Consider the following 17687-nt stretch of genomic DNA (forward strand, 5'->3'; position numbering starts at 1 on the left):
TAAAAAAATTGAGTAAAAACTAAAGACCATGAGCCCTGGACAATACCGGACTTATGGTCAATCAGCTACCTAAATTTTTCGTTTTGCTTCTACGCCTAACTATTATCAATATTAAAAGTGATATAACTCTCTATAAGTCTATTATAATCCAAATATATTTGAATTTATATTGTATAGCAGTTATTTTTTTACGAATTACTTCCAACTCTATGGTAAACTTCTATCTCTCTTCCATCATCTGTTATAGCATAAATAGTAACGTTTTTGGATGGAGAATCCATATTTAATCCAAAACCATCATCATATTCTAAGAAGTTTACCATTAGGCTTCCATTTGATTCTACTTTATAACTATTTAAAGTTTTATCGAAAGACCTTTCAGGAGTAGCCCCCACATATTTAACTCTGTATTTTGTTACATAATTTTGAAGAAGAGATATATTCTTAAAGACTACATTATTTAAATGCATTTTCCATACTCCTGTATCGAAATTTTCACTATAATCTTTATATTTTTCTTTAATATCATCATCTGAAAGATCTTTAGGTTTCATTGCGGAAACTTCAGTAAACGTAACATCATCCCAATTTACAGCATGATTTATTGTATAAGGATCAATAGCTATATGATTAATTGGATTCTTTTCAGAGTTTCTCACCAAAATATCAACCCTTTGATGGTTTTTGTTTAATGTTACTTTTTTACTCGCTATTTCAGACTGATCACCCTTTACTACGATTGTACGTTGTTTATTGAAGAACGGATCTCTTATATACATACTTAAATAGTAAGTAGCATTTTTCTTCAATTTAATTTTCGCCTCTGGGGATAGCTCTAGCCATGGAATGTAACCTTCACTAATACTCCAGTACGAATTTTGTCCAGTGTTTGCTTCTCCACCAATCATCACATTATTCCATTTCCCTAAAGGCCCAACATTTGCCCCACCTTCTGCACCATCATACAATGTAGCCATTTTGATCGTAAAATTCATCTTTGGTGTCAGTTTCACATCATATAACTTATTGACATCCTTGAATTTTCCCGTTGTATCATTGATTTGCTTCTTCACTTCTTTTGCCGTATTCTCATCCAGGTAAGTCATGACACTCGCTTCATAAATTGGTTTGTCGTTATAGTACAATAATCCATCTGTTTCTTTTATTTCATCTGGGAATGAAAGCTTCAGCGCATCTTTTAACGTTAATTCTGGTGTTTTATCTTCTGGGTACGTATAATCCTTTGCGGCCACACGTTTTTCTGCTACCTGTTTACCGTCATCCACAATAATAGACGCTGTTTTTGCTTTAATTTGTTGTGTCACACCATTCCATGTCCCACCTGTCACAATATTACCATGTGTATCTTTTACTTTATAGACCCCGTCTGTTTGATTTGTTTCTAACATTACAGGTGTATTATTTAACAGATGCCCTACCTGTTGCTTATTTAATGTAATCGGATGTGAATTAAAATCATCGATCGATGTAATCGCGATTCCATTTTGACCTTGTTTCGGATAACTTTGTCCTGGTAAGATACTTAGTGCGGTCGTATTGGATTTTGCCGTTATTGTTGCGATGGTATCTTTATTTAATACAAAACTCGTTGTTGGCTTTACATCATAGATGGTACCTGTTCCCACGTTATTGTAGCGAACATTCGCATTCAAATACCCTGCTGAAGCTGTATTAAATTGCGAAGTATTTCCTGTAGATGTTCCCCATTCATACCCAACTGTTTCTGAATGTTGATAGTTTGCACTCACGCCAAAAGATAGGCCTGATGTTCCCCCACCAGCTTCGATAGAAGCTCCTTCTGTATTCGTATAGGACCAATTTGAAGATGATTGAGACTCAACGCTGTTTGATAAATTCTCATTTGGAGATAGTATCACCTTTTCCATACTCACATTCACACTTGGAAAAGCCGCAACTAATGGGTTAAATGTTTCTTCTGCATTTGATCGATCTAAATCTTTTGCTGCTTTTTCATAATCTGTATAAGGATCTCCAACCGTGTGAGTATCGAGAGGGTTTGAAACAAATTTTGTATATTCTGTATTTTCTAATGAATCATCCCATTTAACGGCAATTTTATTTTGGATGGTATACCCATTCTCTTCCCAAATATCCGGAATAGAATCTCCATCTGTATCGGTGTCTTCGTCCCTTGTACTCTTCATTTTTTGAGTAATAAGATTCGTTTTTGTTGCTTTTGTTAGAAATTCTTGTGTTTCCTTTTTATTAAATTCAGGGTTTCTTAATTCGTCTAGTTGAATTTGATGGGACTGTTGCTTAGTATCTACTTTAAAGAGTTTTAGATATTTAAAGGTTTGACTTTCCGCATTAAATGGTTCATCAGCTTGATATTCTATTTTGATAGAAACGAACTGTCCTTTTTTTAAATGGACAACTTGTTTTTCTTTCCCTTTATTAGAAATAACTTTCCCATCGATTTCTATCATCGCATGTTCATCATCTGATAAGTTAAATGTAAAATCGCCTGTTTCTTTGCTTTGCATTAAACCAACCCAACGAATAGACTGAAAGTCTTGTTGTTTTTGAGTTAGTAATGTATTTGCTGTTTGTTGATCATATACAAGAGTATTTCCGCGCGTTGGTGCAAATACAGTAAGATCATTAAAATCTTTCCCTTTAAAGTAATAGCCAAGTAATCCTTTTCGATCTACTTCTTTCTCTTGGTTTACCTGAGCTGCAGGTGTCTGTTTTGTTTGACTAGCTGCGTAAGCAGCGTTCATATCTCCATTAAAAAGCATAGGGGCTAATAGCGTACAAGTGACAACGCTTGCTATTTGTTTCTTCATCTAATTCATCTCCTTATTTTGTTATTAATGTAGCATCCACTACATATCTCTTAACGCCTTTAATAACGACCTCTGTTATTTTATTAATATGGTATTTACTATCTTTATCTAGAAGAATTTCTTTTTCACTTGCAAATCCACCAATGGCACTTAAATACGCGGCCGTACTTCCTTTCGGAACTTGTAATCGTAAAATGATCTTTCTTGATCCAAAAGCAGCAAGACGTTCGCTCGATAAGCTTGTACTCATATATCCTTTATCTTCTTTTATGGTATTTAAAAATTTCTCTTCAAAATCTTTTATTGAAGGTAATGGATCGCTTATTTTATAACCAAATTCCGGCATACCACACCATCTATATACTGTAATATTTTCTGGTATTGGCTTCTTTTCTAAGGCCTCAGAAATCTCTTTGATTTGTGTATCCAGTTTTTCATTTCCACTACCGCCTTGATTTCGTAAATAATCATTAATTTCTTTATAATCTTGTCTAGCGTAACCATCTAAAGCTTCTCTTTGAGAATTCGTTAAATCTTTAGCCCAGTCCTCATAATTTTTCATTCCCCAGCTATGTGCTTCTGCATTGATATCATTTTTAAAGTCGAGGCTCTTTCTTAGTGTTCCTTCAACTTGTAAACACTCATATCCTTTTTTTACTACTTTGGATATATTTTCTATATGAAGTACATACCCATTATCAATAAGCATTTTGTACTCATTGTTACTTAAAACTACACCCGCTTTTGTTGGAGTCGTAGAACCTTTTCCACTTGGAACTGTAACCTTCAGAATGACTCTCTCTTTACTGGAAACCGGCTGCGCGGTTAAATGTGTATCTAAATAACTATCAAACTTAATATCTTGTCCTGAAAATTGTTCTTTAAACTTTTGATAAGATTCAGAATTAATTGTATTCCCTTCAGTTAAAGGTTTATTAAATCCAATCATTGCTGGTTCCACATTTTTATAAGTGGTTATAGAATTTGTGAGATTTGCTTTCTCAAACATCTTGTCAATTTCTTTTAAATCTTTCATTTCATCTTCAAATGAACCGGCCATTGAAAAAGTAATTTCTTTATAGTTTGTTCTTATGTTGTTTTTATCACTTAAAAAATCATTCATTTTTCCTTTTTCAGTGTTCGTTAGTTTCCATTCTTTTTCTCTTTCTCCCCCCCATTCTTTCGCTTTTTCTTTATCATCTTTAAAGTCCACTGCATTATCGGTAATTTTAATAGAAGAACCTGGATTCTCTACCATTTTGCTATTGTAAGCATAAGTAGTTTGACCGGAGATAGGTATTGACAATAAAGTAGATAAACAAATCAAACATGTACAAATATTCTTTTTCAACGTATTCACCCCTCACTCAAATTCCAAGAAAATTCATTGCATTACCCTTATCTTCTATGTTTTTATGCTAGAACGCTTCTTTTAGAACGTGTATTACATAATCGTATCCATCGTTTCATAAATCAACTCCTCTCTTTATTGCTGTCTATTATAGGTATACTCTTTTATCATCTCCTAACACTTTATTTCGTTATATTTAAAATAGATAGATATAACGCTTACCTTTAATTATAGGCTTCCCTATCACTTTTTGTTATTTCAACTATTACGCCTTTAAGGTGGAATATTATTTATATACCAATAATCAACATAATGATATAATAAAATGTCCTTCCCCCCGCTCTCCGTATAGAGCAATTCGTAAAGGACATTTTATATACAATTACGTTATTGATTCACATAATATTGGATGTTAGAGAAATCTCGTTCAGTGAGAATAGGCTGAATCTGAATCACTGGATTCGATTTCAAGCGTAAAGGAAATGTCGAGATCACAAAATCTATACATTGCACTTCTGCTAACTCATTCTCTCTTATTTGTTCTGTGGAAGAAAAAGATATAAATTCTATCTTTCCACCGAACTTTTCTTTTAAAACAGCTATCATATAATTTTTCCAACAATCTCGTTCTTTTGTAATGATTAGCACTTTTTTTGAAGTGTTTTTATTTTGAATTTGAGATGCTTCGATCTGTAATACAATATTTACGATTTCTTTATTTGGGACATAATTAGCGATTTGATGATTTTGTACCCATGTATGATAGACTTCTTTCACTTGAAGAAACGTTTGGTTATACTTTTGCTGTATATACGTATGGACTGTTTCTTCTTTTGGTTGAATGTAAGAATAAATAGGAAGAAAATAGAGAGTCTTTCTAAAATGGAGAATAAGCGTATAAATAAATTCTTCATCTTCGATAAAGCTAGACCCGAATCGCTCATCTAACATATGGATAAAATCTTTTACAATTCGATACACTTGTATTTCTTGTTGATGAAAGATTTGCATTTCTTGCTTTTTTTCCTGGATTGGATCTATATAGCTGTAATTTAAACTTTTTAGTACCATGGTCAAAATAATTTTTTCATACGTTGAAAAGTGAAGATGAAAATCCTGTTTTGTCTCTTCAACCAATACGGATACATGATGATATAACGGTGTATCAAGATTGAATTTTGAAAAAGGGGGGATCCATTCTACTGTATACCCTTGCTTCTTTCTTATTACTAGAATTGCGATAAAATAAGAAAGTTGATGTTTGCTATCTACAGTAAAAAGAATATTTAGTTGTCTTTCTATTCTTTTTATAAATGTATGGATAATCTCTTGGCTTTGTTGAAAGGGCCATTCCCCGTTTAAATACACACTTGTATACAATTTCGTAAACAAATAAAGAATTTTTGCTTCACTACCTATTATTCTAATCGGTTTTTTTCGGATTTCTAATCCCAAATGACGGATTTCATTGTCTATTTTTTTTACAACTTTCGCAATTTTATTCGGCTGGACATATAAATTTTCAACTAATCGATGAACAGTTACAGTTTTATTGCACAATAATTCACCTAATATCTGAAAAATCAAAGATTCTCTAAGAAAAAAAGAAATCATCTCTTGAACAGATGCGTGGGATGGGATTTCCACCTGTACTCCATACCCTTTCTTTATCTTAATGTGCCATGTTGGGGGCAAAACCTCTTTTAGATGGACTAAATCATTTTTGATTGTTTTATGTGAAGCACGTATACATTGTGAAATTTCAGTATAGGTATACCATCTTTTTTCTTTCGATATCAACTCTAATATTTGGATTTTCCGTTTTATATCTGGCTCATTTTCCGTTAAAAAATCTTTTATCTCCATTTTATCCTCCATATATGAGTAAGAATCATGTTATATTGAACAACAGCATGTTTTTTATCTTAAAAGGTATTGAATGATAAGCTGAGAAGAAAGCAACTTGTTAGGAATAAATAAGAAATTCTACCTTTTCATCCAAATGTATGCTTTATATAGGAAAAATCCTCTGACTAAGTGCGGTTCATCCAGTTAATTGAATATAAAATATAGTAAGAAAATTAATAAGGATTTTTGCCTCTTTACCAAAATGTTAGAAGAGCAACAACTAAGTTCAACAGGATTGAAAATACAACCCTCTCACTTGTTTACTTATTCACAAAATTGTTGGCGTACCAGTTATAATTGAATACATATACTTGTCATGTCGTTTCAAGCTTACGTATCTATTCACCAGCAATCGACCTCATTATTCCTTATCAGGACATCACTACTATAAAATAGCCCTAGCCTTTTAAACATCATCTTAATCCGTGTATTTACTTTACATCCATTGGGATGATTTTTACCCAAGAAGTAAATACTTTTTTAAAGATATTTATTAATTCGGGATCAAATTGAGTACCTGCTCCCTTTATAATCTGATCGTACGCTTCTTTTGGTGTCATTGCAGTTCGATACACTCGTGTGGATGTCATGGCGTCAAATGCATCCGCAATTGCCACAATCCTTGCGCTTAACGGTATCTCATGTCTTTTTAAGCCATTCGGATACCCACTTCCATCCCACTTTTCATGGTGAGAAAGAATAATGGAAGGGTCAACAGAAATAAAAGGAAATAGTTTCACTACTTGTAAGCCTCGTTCTGGATGAGTTCTCATCACATTATATTCTTCTTTCGTAAGAGAAGAGGGCTTCTTTAAAATTTTATTTGGTATCCCCATTTTCCCTATATCATGTAGTAAACAGGAATGATAAAATTTGGTAAGAGAGTTCTGATTATATTTTTTTGTCTCTTTCGCTAATATGGTGGCGTATACAGCTACCCTCTTACTATGACCCTTTGTATACGCATCTTTTAGACCTAATATATTGAAAAGCAATACAATCACCTCTTTTTCACATTTGTATTCATTTTTTCCACATACTGTCGTATCACACAAAAATAAAAATCAACAAAATAAAAACACCTTGAAATAATATATATAAATAAAACATTTTCAAATTATAATCTAAACAGGTTATAATGAGACTCTCTTAGATTTTGTGCATGGTTTAACACGGCCCAAAAACAAAGTTATATTTTATTTATATATGTCTGAGAAGGTGTTGGAATTACTTCACATTTCAAGTCCCATCAGAAATGGACATACAATTTGCCTACAGTTTCTTCTTTTTGGGCTTTTTGCTTCATAATTATAGCAAAGGAATCTATACAGTTCATTTCATAAAACGCCTTATAATCGGCATCATTTGAATTGAACCATTAATATTTCACGAATGAAAGAAGGTGTCTACTCATGCGTTCTCTTTTAAATAACAATTTACGCAGACAACTACAATTTTTAGAACTACTATATGAACAAGATGGATGGCATACGTTAGGAATGAGTGCACAAACACTGAACTGTTCCGAAAGAATTCTAAGGGATGACATTAAATTTATTAATCAAGAATTTCCACCTTTTCAGATTGAGACATCCATAAAAGGGATTATGTTAACCTATCCTTCACAATATTCTATTGATTTTCTATACCAAAAGGTCTTATCTATAAGTCCTGAGTTTTCATTTATTGAACGGATATTTTTTGATGAAAGAGATGACATAGAGACAATCGCGGAGGAATTATTTCTTAGTACTTCCACCCTAAGGCGGATTGTTACAAAATTGAATGTGTATCTCGAACAATATGAGATACACATTCAAACAAATCCTTGTAAAATCATAGGAAATGAACAACATATTAGAAGTATTATGGTCCAGTTTTTTTATGAGAAATATGGTGTAACTCATACCCCTTTTTCAAACAACCAACTACAGGTATTGGATCAACTCTTTCTATATGTTACCAAAAAAAATCAGATACAACTAAATTTTCCAGACCTCATACGGATTCGGTATTGGACAATGGTGAATGTGATTCGTTTACAACACCGGCATATGAAAACCATTTCAGAAGATTTTTCAAACCCTTTGGATGTAAGCGTTTTCGAAAACAGCTCATTTTGTCAATTGTTCCAGGATACCTTTTCTCTTGATTTTAATCATGAGACTGTTTACCAGCTCTTCTCTGTTTTTTTTAATCATCATTATGCATTTACGTATGAGCAATTAGAAATGATGGTACAACAAAAATCAAATGACGCATGGAAAATCGTTCCTAAAATTTCAAACTTATTGCATAGACTATCCGACAAACTACAGGTGCCTCTTCAAAATAAACAAAAAATCATTTTGGAGTTATACAATTTACAAACCATGAATTATGGACGTAGTTTTATTTTACATAATAAAAGACGTTTCTTTTCTGAACATCATTCTCACGAATTTTCATACTTTGTCTTGCTTTTAAAAGAAGAACTAACTCACTTTCACTTTCATGAACAGTTCAAATGGGATGCGCATATTTTTACGGAAACATTATATATTTTAATCATACATTGGACAAACTTATTGCAAGCCTTAAAACAGAAGGTTCCCGTTCTTCATGTCGGCATTTTCTGTGATTCAGATATGGAACATACCCTATTTATTCGTAATATTATGCAGTATCAATTTGGTCATATGATTCAATTATCTAAGATTGATGTATTACATCTTAGCTCATTTAAACAGCTTGCTAAAAACTATGACTTGATTATTACAAATATTTCGGGCTTAACAGACGTATCCACACCCATCATTTGTGTGAATACCATTCCTTTCTTACAAGACCTGAATAAAGTACAAAAAGAAATATTCACTCTCATTCACGAGAAACTTTCGAAAGAATTTGATGTGTAGGGAAGGGACTATATATCATTATCCTACCTCTTACATTTTCCAATGCCGGTGGATATAAAAAGGTACCGTAAGGTAACCAACCATATTCCTATTCACAAAATATGTAATCAGGATAAAACCAATGTATTATGTTTGGAAAGACTCTTTTTCATAAAAATACCCCTCCAAATGAAACCTGTATCTGGAGGGGCACTACTATTACTCTACGTCTACAATCAATTCTACACTTTCTATATAGAACGTACCTTCTGTCTCACTTATCTCAATCCACATTTGATTTGTATACGGGATGAATGTCACTGTTTTTGTGATATAGCCGGTTTGATCATTGTACACACTATTTGTGTTATATCCGTTTGTATTCGATGCTTGTGTATCATACATACCATTTGTATCATAATCGCTTGCACTAAAAGTAAGCGTTTCTGATTGATTTCCACCATCACGAATACTTACATATCCATTTCCTACCCCTTCTTTTCTTGCAGTAACTCGTAACACATATCTTTGATTCGGTTGAACTGTAAACTTTTGTGAAACTTGTTCATTCCAGTTTGGAATCACAAGGACAGATGTATGATTGATTTGTTGTACATTCACACCAGATGTTGTATTCCAATTACTTAATTCATTTCGGTAATCTCCATTTGGTATAGCGTTTCGTTGATCATACAATCCCCAGGCTTGTTGGAGTCGATCTGTTAACTCTGTAAACTTCGTATAGTTCATTCCTGGTATTTCTGGGAACATTTCGTTATACACGTAAGGAATGGACTGTATTAGATCTTGAGCCGCAGTAAGATCTGTAATCTCTACATTCGGATTCAGTTGCTGATCCTGATAATCGGCATATAAACGATCTACCGCTTGTTTCGATGCCATGTATCTTCTATCTGTCTCTTCACGTCTTCTTGTCATTTGAATCTTCCACTGTTGTTCTTCTTTTTGCAAGCGTTCTAATGCGTCTCCTGACAAAGGTCCCTCTTCGACCAATTCAAGATTTCCAAGTGTTGCGTATCCCTCTGGGTCCGTAATCTTAAATCCAACCCATATTCCTGCATTTTCATTGTAATCCAGCTCTCCTGTATCGATAGGGATTGAGAACTCATGCGCTTCACCAGAACGGTTTTCTACTTCTAAACGACTATTCACATACTTTTGTTCGCTGCATCGATTGATTCTACCATCATTGTTTACAGGAGGTACATCTGGCAGTAAATCATCTGGTACATTTTTTACAATTCGATTCGTTTGGTGACGAATCGTATAAATTTCTAATCCTTGACTACTTCCCACAAATCCTCTCAGTCTATACCTTGTGTATGGTTTTAATACACCTTCCTCTACTTTTTGATACAGATACGTTGGATACGTTTCCGTATCTATTTCTCTCGCACCTGGTAGGCGTAGATAACGCCCTTTGAATACAGCATCCCCTTCTATAACCTCAATTCCCGTACTTGCCGTCCATCCATTTTCTCCATTTATCTCTTGGAAATCTGGATCTTGTAGTAAGTTCCGTGCCTCGCTAAGTCGTTTTGCCTCTCTCACTGCATCAAATAACAATCGTTTTTCATTTGGATACAAATCATCCGATAGGCATTCCACTAAGTTGGCCGCTTGATTTACTTCATAATCCGTTACACCTGGCTGTAATCCATCTTTTGTATTCGTAAACAAGGCATTCACTGCTTTCTTTGCCGCTTCTAAATCCGTTTCCGCTTCATATGTCTCATCTACTGGGATGAATTCGATTCGGTCTAAAATAAATAAATTTGTATTCGTTTGTATACCTATAGATAACCTCTGTATGTTTGAAGAAGCATTTACTGAAATGACTCTTGGATATTCTATATATTTGAAATCATTATATGTTAAATCATTTTCATTTTTATTAGAATATGTCTGGTTGAATTTTAAAGTTCCGCTTTGGTTTAGTCCGTATAAACTAATATAACTAGTTTCATTAGAAGCGTAACGAATCCGAATACGGAATCGTTGAGACTCTGGAAAGATCATCTGAAACTCACAACTTCCGATGCGGTCCGTTAAAGCCACTAAGTCTCCCCCTGTATAACCACGCCCTTTTATTATATAAGTATTTCTGCCTATGGTGCTAGACTTGCCCCCTGGTATTTGGGTGATTTCGCCACTTTTAACTGTATTTGTTAGATCTGCACTCCGATGTGTCCAAGAAAATACAGGTACATACGTGCTAGTTGAACTGGAGTAAATAAATGTAATATGACCTAATCTATGGCTATATGACTCGTAATTTGGTTGACCTGAAGTTTCTGGAGGCAATTCTAATTCCGAATCTCTTGTCCGATCTATAATATCTTTGGAAGCTGGTTTATACGTTAACGTCTTTCTGGTATTATTCAATTGATTTACCATAAAAAACTCGGTTTCTGGCATTCCAAAAAATGTATACGTATAACCAGGGTAAACTATATCAAGGAGTACTGCACCATTTGATAAAGTCTTGTAAATATCGTAATTCGTAAAATCAAAATTGCTAGTACTTTGTAAATTTTGATTGGTTCCATACATCTGTGTAAAGGTACTACTCGTACCGATATGCTTATAGCTTATTTGATGACCAGCCCAATATCTCATATAACGATCAGAAGTGAAGCTACGTTTTTTTGTATAAACTGTGAGTCCCGTTATATAATCAAACACATGAGGTGGACGAATAGCCGCTTTTTCTATTTCTGAGAAAGAAGGTGCTTTGTCATACCAGGAGCCAATATTAGGCACATCTACCGCGCCAAGTGGATCTGTATATACTTCCCTTGTAAGCTGAGCTGTTGTTGCCAGTGGATACGTACGCGTATCATAGTTTGAAAATAATGCAACAACGTCTAACACCGTCAATGTCATTTCTCTACGGAATTGGTTATAGTCAATCCATTGTTTAGCGCTCGAGCCTTTTAATTTTGCTAAACCAGTTTCATACCACTTTACACAGTGGTCAGAATATTCTGCAGTAAGTTTCATTTGACGATTATAGTAGTTATTAATAGTGCTTGTAGACAATCCCCATTCTTCTCCAAAAATTGATGCGTCCCTTAATAAAAGTAAATGTAGGTTTGCTGCCATTGTATATACTGTAAGGAATGGTACTTCAAAATTTGTCACTCGAAAAGATGGCATATATTGCGTAAATAAACTATCCAGGATTTCAAATCGATTTCGAACATCTCGTAAGGCTCTTGAACCATTTGGATTTTCTTTCCACTCTTCAAGCGCAGTTAGATATAATTGGTAATTATTCCCTAGCCCTTCCAATTCCGAAAGCGCTTTATTCCTTGCATATTCTGCTATTTTTTGATTAATGAGTTCTTCTACTTGTTCCATAAAAATTTCCCATTGACTCTTTTGTTTTGAAGGCCACAGAATATCAATAAGTTGAGTATAAAGACTCACTATCGGCCCAACAAATGGAACCCCTAAACCTGTTAGTAATTTACCTACTATATCAATTGCGGCCTTAACTGCATCTTGCTCGCTTAGAAATACCTCAGGTGAACCAGGGTATTCACTAACATTTCCCGCAGACATTTTTAAATAATCTTTATAATCCATATTTTGTAGCGCATTTGTTGGCTCATTCGCAAAAGGGTATCTGTTAGAATCATTGGATACAGATGTAGAAGGTGTCGCATCTATAATTTCATATTCATTTTGATTATTTGGACTCATCTATTTTCCTCCTATACATACAAAAGATATAAAATTTCTTACACTTTCTTTTCACTTTCCTGTACGATCGGTTCTTTTTCTTACACGACAAACCAGGTACTCTTTTGACTGTCACTCTCCCTCCTCATTACCATGATAAGAATATTCTTCTGTAGATGATAAAATTCCTGTTAGATAAAAAAATAATATGATTCTTCTTGGAACGAACGATTGGATGACAAACAATGTTGCGATGCTTCTGGGAATGCCACACAAGAGAACTTTTTGTTTTTATTGTAATTATGCATAATCAAAATAAAAAACACCCGATATTTGAGCCGTTTGTGGGTTTTCTTCCATTACCTTTATCGATACATCACGCACCTGAATATGATGACTATCAATCACATAATACGGGACATGATCCACACTATACTTTAAAATATGATCTACATATACGGTTTCTTGACAACTTAAACATATGGATGTGTCTCTACCACTTGTGGTATATACATGTTCCATATTAAGTGGCTCAATGGATACATTCACGATAAAAGGTAAAACACCTTTGATTTTTAAGACATGTAAATCTATCTCCACTTGCCCACAATCCTCTACGTCAATCGTTCGTTTACACATCTCTTTTGCCATAGATAAATGACTCACATCATAGACAAGTTTCGGTGTATTGGGTTTTTGAAGTTGAAAACCTGTTGGAATGGAAACCATACACTGAAAGGGAACTGTATGGTTTTTCTTCCCCTTGCGATTAGAAACTTCTACATCCGACTGATCTTGCGATGCATATCTTTCTTCCATTTTTCTGTGCACCTCCTATCGAATCAACGGAGTCTTTTCGAATCATTTCAAAAAATGACCCCCATCTATCTTTATGTACCGGGCATTGTTGATATGATTATTATTTCCGTGCATAGACATCCTTTATTTTTTTATTTGAAATACGAAAGGACATTCGCTCTTCCTACACTGACAAAACCCTCTTATCAGAAATAGGGATTACGATATCTTTGGGGAATATATACAAAAAGGGAAGAAGTGCAAGATGGGAAGGGGTTTCGAGAAGTGCTCATGTAAAGAATCCATCCTTTAGTCAATTTGACCAAAAGATGCCCCCGAACTTTCAATTCGATCTCTTACAATATCAACACCATACTTAATGATTTTGCATCCCATGCATCATGAATTTGTAGGTTCTCTTGTATCAGGAGATTGGATTTCTTTTTCACTTCATCAGTCTTTCTTTGTAAAGAACTTAAAAAGAACTTAAAAACATCTTAAAAAGAACACACAAAAAATCCCTAACAAATTTGTTAGGGACTTCTCACGATACTTTCTAGGGATTTCGTAAAAACTAACGAAAGTACGTCAATTATAACATCTTTCTGCATTATTCGAAAGATTGCGAAATATTTATTTTGCATACATATACCTTGCACATACCACGGCTCTTTCCTATCAGATATATGCAGATGATACATATTGCGAAGTGTACATATTATGTGTATAAACAGCGTTAGAAGTGAAATCCCCGCCACATTTACTGTCTTTTTTCAATGTGAATCCCTTGTAGACTGGTTTGATTTAATTGATGTTTTTCATCAAACCATAATAAAAAAGAATCTTTTATTAACAGGAAAATTCCACTTTTTTGTAACTTGCCTCCAAAGGAACTGACCCATATACAATCCCCACGTTTTATATACTGACAAAGATGATTCTTCTCACCCTTTTTCCTACAATTGTTACACTCACATACTCTTTCTTGTTTCATACGCCTTCACCTTCCTCTATATTTCTATTGCGTCTTCTTCATACAATAGCCTATGTGGATCCTTCTTCATTGGAATAGGCTTTTGCCTATTTGAAATCATTTCTCATGTATTTTTAATGCATGTACTTTGACATCTCCATATTCAAGCATACGTATATTTTTGTATTTTTGTGGGAAAAGGCCCAATCCGCAAACCCTTCTTTTGCATATAACATACTGTAGTTTAAAAACAAAAAATGAGGTGACACAAGAATGTCTAGAAGAAGATTTCAACATTTATGTGAGGGAGATCGCATCCGTGTCTATTCTGCAGGAAATAGGCTAGATGGCGAAGGAACATTTATCCGCTTTTTAGAAGATGGCGATGAGGACTTTTTATATTGGATCAATCGTCGTGGAAATCTAAACTATACGAGTTTAGATGCGATTAATATCGAGAAAATACGCCATGATTGTTGTGACCGGGATCGCGACCGCGATCTTGACTAATATTCTCTTTGTTATCTAAAATCCCTATCAACATTCTCCTAGAACTATTCTCTTTTTCTCATTTCGCTTGTCATGTATGATTGCTTCTTTACACCAAAAACATTCCTACTCATATCAAGGCGAGATATAGTAAACTTCATATATCTCGTCTTTTTCATGATAAATTTTCAAATCATTCGTCTGTATAAGTAATTTCATCCTTTCCTTACCAGAAAGGATTTCACTCTTGTGGGGAAACATTTCTTTTTATAGCTCCTAATGGAGCTCTTTTTTTAGTAAAATAGTAGGCTCCTCTCTTGATCCAAAAGATGTTTTTTCACATATCCTATTATAGGAAAACTATTTGTACCTTTTACTGAAAAAGAATGGATGTGAATGAAATGAAACAAGAAAATGAAAATGGATTTGAAATAGAAGTTGAACAAATTGACACGAAAATTGAATGCGAAAGTTGTTGTATTTCTCCAGGTGAACATACGGGTATATCTGGTGGTGTGGCCCTAACTGGATTTATTGATGTGGAAAAAATCATAACGGTAAAACATAACGGGTGTAAAGAAAAATTGTTTTTAGAGAAAAAACTTCCTTTTCAAATTGTAATCTTAAATTTAGGGAAACAGAGTGACAATGCGAGCGTAAAGCCGAAACACTCATCCTAATTTTCCATCTCATGCATCCTGTATATCCTATTGCCGAGATATTCTCACAGATTAAATACAAGATTAGATACGAATAAGAAAAGATGCAATCCAATCTTTCTATGTACCCATCCTAAGACCTCACAGAACACATCGAATTTACCTGTGACAAAAGGAGAATTTGATGTGTTTTTCTTTTCGAATGTGTGAGATTATACATAAGAGTCGATAATGTTAATTGAAATGTATCCAAAATTTTTTCTCCCTTATTAACAGCGCTAATATGTATTGGCGCTCAGAGTATCGGAAACCCACAGAGATTTCCGATACTCTACAATCTTTTTGAATTTTAGTCAATGAAATGATAATTTACTATTAAAATTAGAAAAATAGCTATTTACTTAAAACATTTTGTTAAGTAAATAGCTATTTTTCAACCAACTTTGTTGATATAGACATACATTTGAATATACCTCTACTACTAAAAACAGGCATATTTTTAGTAAACCATTTATGATGCACTCGTATAATTCCGTTCACTTTTAGAGGAATGCGCTTTATACAGTGTTTCCTTCTTGTTTCTACTTAAGTAGGATTACGTTTAATTGTAATACCATAAACTTTAACTGTTAGCGCACTACCAAATATGCCTCCAATTTTAGCTGCTCCTTTTGCCTGACATCATTATTTACAAATTCGATTCCACCTGCATTTATCATAACTTTTAAAAGTAAATTTAACTTATCAAAATATTTTTCGTATTATCAATAAACGTATATTGTTTCCAAGCACCTATACCATTCGGACCCCAATATGATGCAGTTCTTTAATTGTAGTCACTGGATTGCTCTCTAAACCGGTAAACGTAACATCACCCCAATAATTTCTTTGTTCCAATATAACGTCTGCTTTATATGTTTTATGCGGTGGAACTATTATTTTTTGTGGAGATGCTTCTACTGTTTTTGTCTCGGATTTTGTTTTTGATTCTGAAGTAGAAGAGTTGAATTCTGCATTTACTTTTATACCGTTATTTAAGAGTAATGGAATGGTAAATATGTTACTGCCGTCACCCGAACCTCCTACTTTAAAACCCTTTATTGTCGCTATTGACTTTATTACAGTTTTAGTTTAATTAGCTATTAAAAATTTTTGGGTTCCCTCTGTGGTATTTTCAAATACATTTTCTCTTATGTATTCAACTACTTTACTATCATAGTTCAAGTCATTTGAAGTACCCGTAATACTAAATTTAACTTTTGTATCAACACTATCTGGGGTACAGCCGAGATACGTGTAAAAATAGGTAATAGGCTTACTTTTATTCCAACTATGACCTATTGAGCTTATAGGGGAATCGGTTTTTCTATTGGTTGGGGGATTTTTTGTAAATCAATTACATAATCACCAAATCGTTTTATATGTCTAGTTATATAAGGACTGAGCCTTTCTAAATCTTGGCGTGAAAAGCGATAACCTTCTTTTTTTGTACCATAAAATCATGGTGATATCTACTACATTTTGAAAAATTACAGAATTGGTGATTAAATCATTGTATTTTATACGTTTTTCCTGTTCAATTAGATCATTTTCTGTAATAATACCATCACCACCAAAAAACAACCACTTTGAAAAACCATTATAGGCTTCTACTTTATTGGTACTAGCTGTAATTTGTTCACGTAATTTCATATCTGAAATATACCGAAGAAGGAAGATTGTTCGAATCACTCTTCCGAGCTCTCGAAATGCTTGATATAGTCGGCTTTTCTTAATATTACTACTTAATTTTCTAAGAAGGATCTAAGGTAATATTTTCCTATTTAAATTGAAACAACTACTTGAAATAAGTCTTTCCAATGAGTTTCAATCAACCTCCAATCAATTACATCTTTAAATAAAGGATATATACGTTTATAATGTGTATGTTTATCTGGATGCAAAAATTTTAAATCTTTCCAATTGCAAATTCTGGGCATAAGTTTAATTCCTAATAGGTAGGATAAGGAAAATACAGGTGTAGATTGTCCTTGTGTATCCGCATGAAGGGGTATCGTCAGGGAAATACGGTAACCTCCTACCTGTTAATTGGGGAGG

General features: G+C 33.8%; 10 protein-coding genes and 2 pseudogenes. 3 read left to right on the top strand and 9 right to left on the bottom strand.

Annotated elements, in window-relative coordinates; translation table 11 throughout:
* Nucleotides 1–188 precede the first annotated feature (188 nt).
* From NST86_RS32345 to NST86_RS32360, 4 genes and pseudogenes are all read right to left on the bottom strand, one after another.
* A complete protein-coding gene (locus NST86_RS32345) occupies nucleotides 189–2828 on the bottom strand; it encodes a binary toxin-like calcium binding domain-containing protein (RefSeq protein ID WP_340935331.1) in 2640 nt (879 codons plus the stop codon).
* A gap of 13 nt (nucleotides 2829–2841) precedes the next feature.
* Nucleotides 2842–4188 carry an ADP-ribosyltransferase gene (locus tag NST86_RS32350; protein WP_445661335.1) on the bottom strand — a complete coding sequence of 449 codons (1347 nt, stop codon included), beginning with the start codon at nucleotides 4186–4188 and terminating at the stop codon, nucleotides 2842–2844.
* 378 nt (nucleotides 4189–4566) lie between these two features.
* Nucleotides 4567–6045: a BglG family transcription antiterminator gene (locus NST86_RS32355; RefSeq protein ID WP_340935333.1), complete on the bottom strand. Its 1479-nt coding sequence runs from the start codon at nucleotides 6043–6045 to the stop codon at nucleotides 4567–4569.
* Nucleotides 6046–6518: 473 nt separating this feature from the next.
* Nucleotides 6519–7097: pseudogene (locus tag NST86_RS32360) on the bottom strand (HD-GYP domain-containing protein); the annotation flags it as partial.
* Between the two features lie 402 nt (nucleotides 7098–7499).
* Here NST86_RS32360 and NST86_RS32365 point away from each other — a divergent pair.
* The gene (locus tag NST86_RS32365) at nucleotides 7500–8984 is read left to right on the top strand and encodes a helix-turn-helix domain-containing protein (protein ID WP_340935335.1); all 1485 of its coding nucleotides are present in this window, start codon (nucleotides 7500–7502) and stop codon (nucleotides 8982–8984) included.
* 198 nt (nucleotides 8985–9182) lie between these two features.
* Here the strand turns inward: NST86_RS32365 and NST86_RS32370 are convergent, their stop codons facing one another.
* From NST86_RS32370 to NST86_RS32380, 3 genes are all read right to left on the bottom strand, one after another.
* On the bottom strand, nucleotides 9183–12692 hold the full coding sequence (locus NST86_RS32370; RefSeq protein WP_340935338.1) for an insecticidal delta-endotoxin Cry8Ea1 family protein: 3510 nt from the start codon (nucleotides 12690–12692) through the stop codon (nucleotides 9183–9185).
* Nucleotides 12693–12971: 279 nt separating this feature from the next.
* Nucleotides 12972–13490: a hypothetical protein gene (locus tag NST86_RS32375; protein ID WP_086423162.1), complete on the bottom strand. Its 519-nt coding sequence runs from the start codon at nucleotides 13488–13490 to the stop codon at nucleotides 12972–12974.
* Between the two features lie 739 nt (nucleotides 13491–14229).
* A complete protein-coding gene (locus NST86_RS32380) occupies nucleotides 14230–14463 on the bottom strand; it encodes a hypothetical protein (RefSeq protein WP_086423163.1) in 234 nt (77 codons plus the stop codon).
* A 252-nt stretch (nucleotides 14464–14715) separates the two neighbouring features.
* On the opposite strand from NST86_RS32380, the gene NST86_RS32385 reads away from it, so the two are divergent.
* Both NST86_RS32385 and NST86_RS32390 read left to right on the top strand, forming a co-directional pair.
* Nucleotides 14716–14952 carry a hypothetical protein gene (locus NST86_RS32385; protein WP_061885041.1) on the top strand — a complete coding sequence of 79 codons (237 nt, stop codon included), beginning with the start codon at nucleotides 14716–14718 and terminating at the stop codon, nucleotides 14950–14952.
* A gap of 380 nt (nucleotides 14953–15332) precedes the next feature.
* Complete coding sequence (locus NST86_RS32390; protein WP_340935296.1) at nucleotides 15333–15611, top strand: hypothetical protein; 279 nt, start codon at nucleotides 15333–15335, stop codon at nucleotides 15609–15611.
* Between the two features lie 771 nt (nucleotides 15612–16382).
* Here the strand turns inward: NST86_RS32390 and NST86_RS35025 are convergent.
* Both NST86_RS35025 and NST86_RS32395 read right to left on the bottom strand, forming a co-directional pair.
* Complete coding sequence (locus NST86_RS35025) at nucleotides 16383–16709, bottom strand: ETX/MTX2 family pore-forming toxin (RefSeq protein ID WP_140159122.1); 327 nt, start codon at nucleotides 16707–16709, stop codon at nucleotides 16383–16385.
* A 227-nt stretch (nucleotides 16710–16936) separates the two neighbouring features.
* A pseudogene (locus NST86_RS32395) lies at nucleotides 16937–17638 on the bottom strand (Tn3 family transposase); the annotation flags it as partial.
* Nucleotides 17639–17687: the final 49 nt, after the last annotated feature.

It is taken from the genome of Bacillus sp. FSL L8-0199, from assembly GCF_038005705.1.
Lineage (GTDB): Bacteria > Bacillota > Bacilli > Bacillales > Bacillaceae_G > Bacillus_A > Bacillus_A cereus.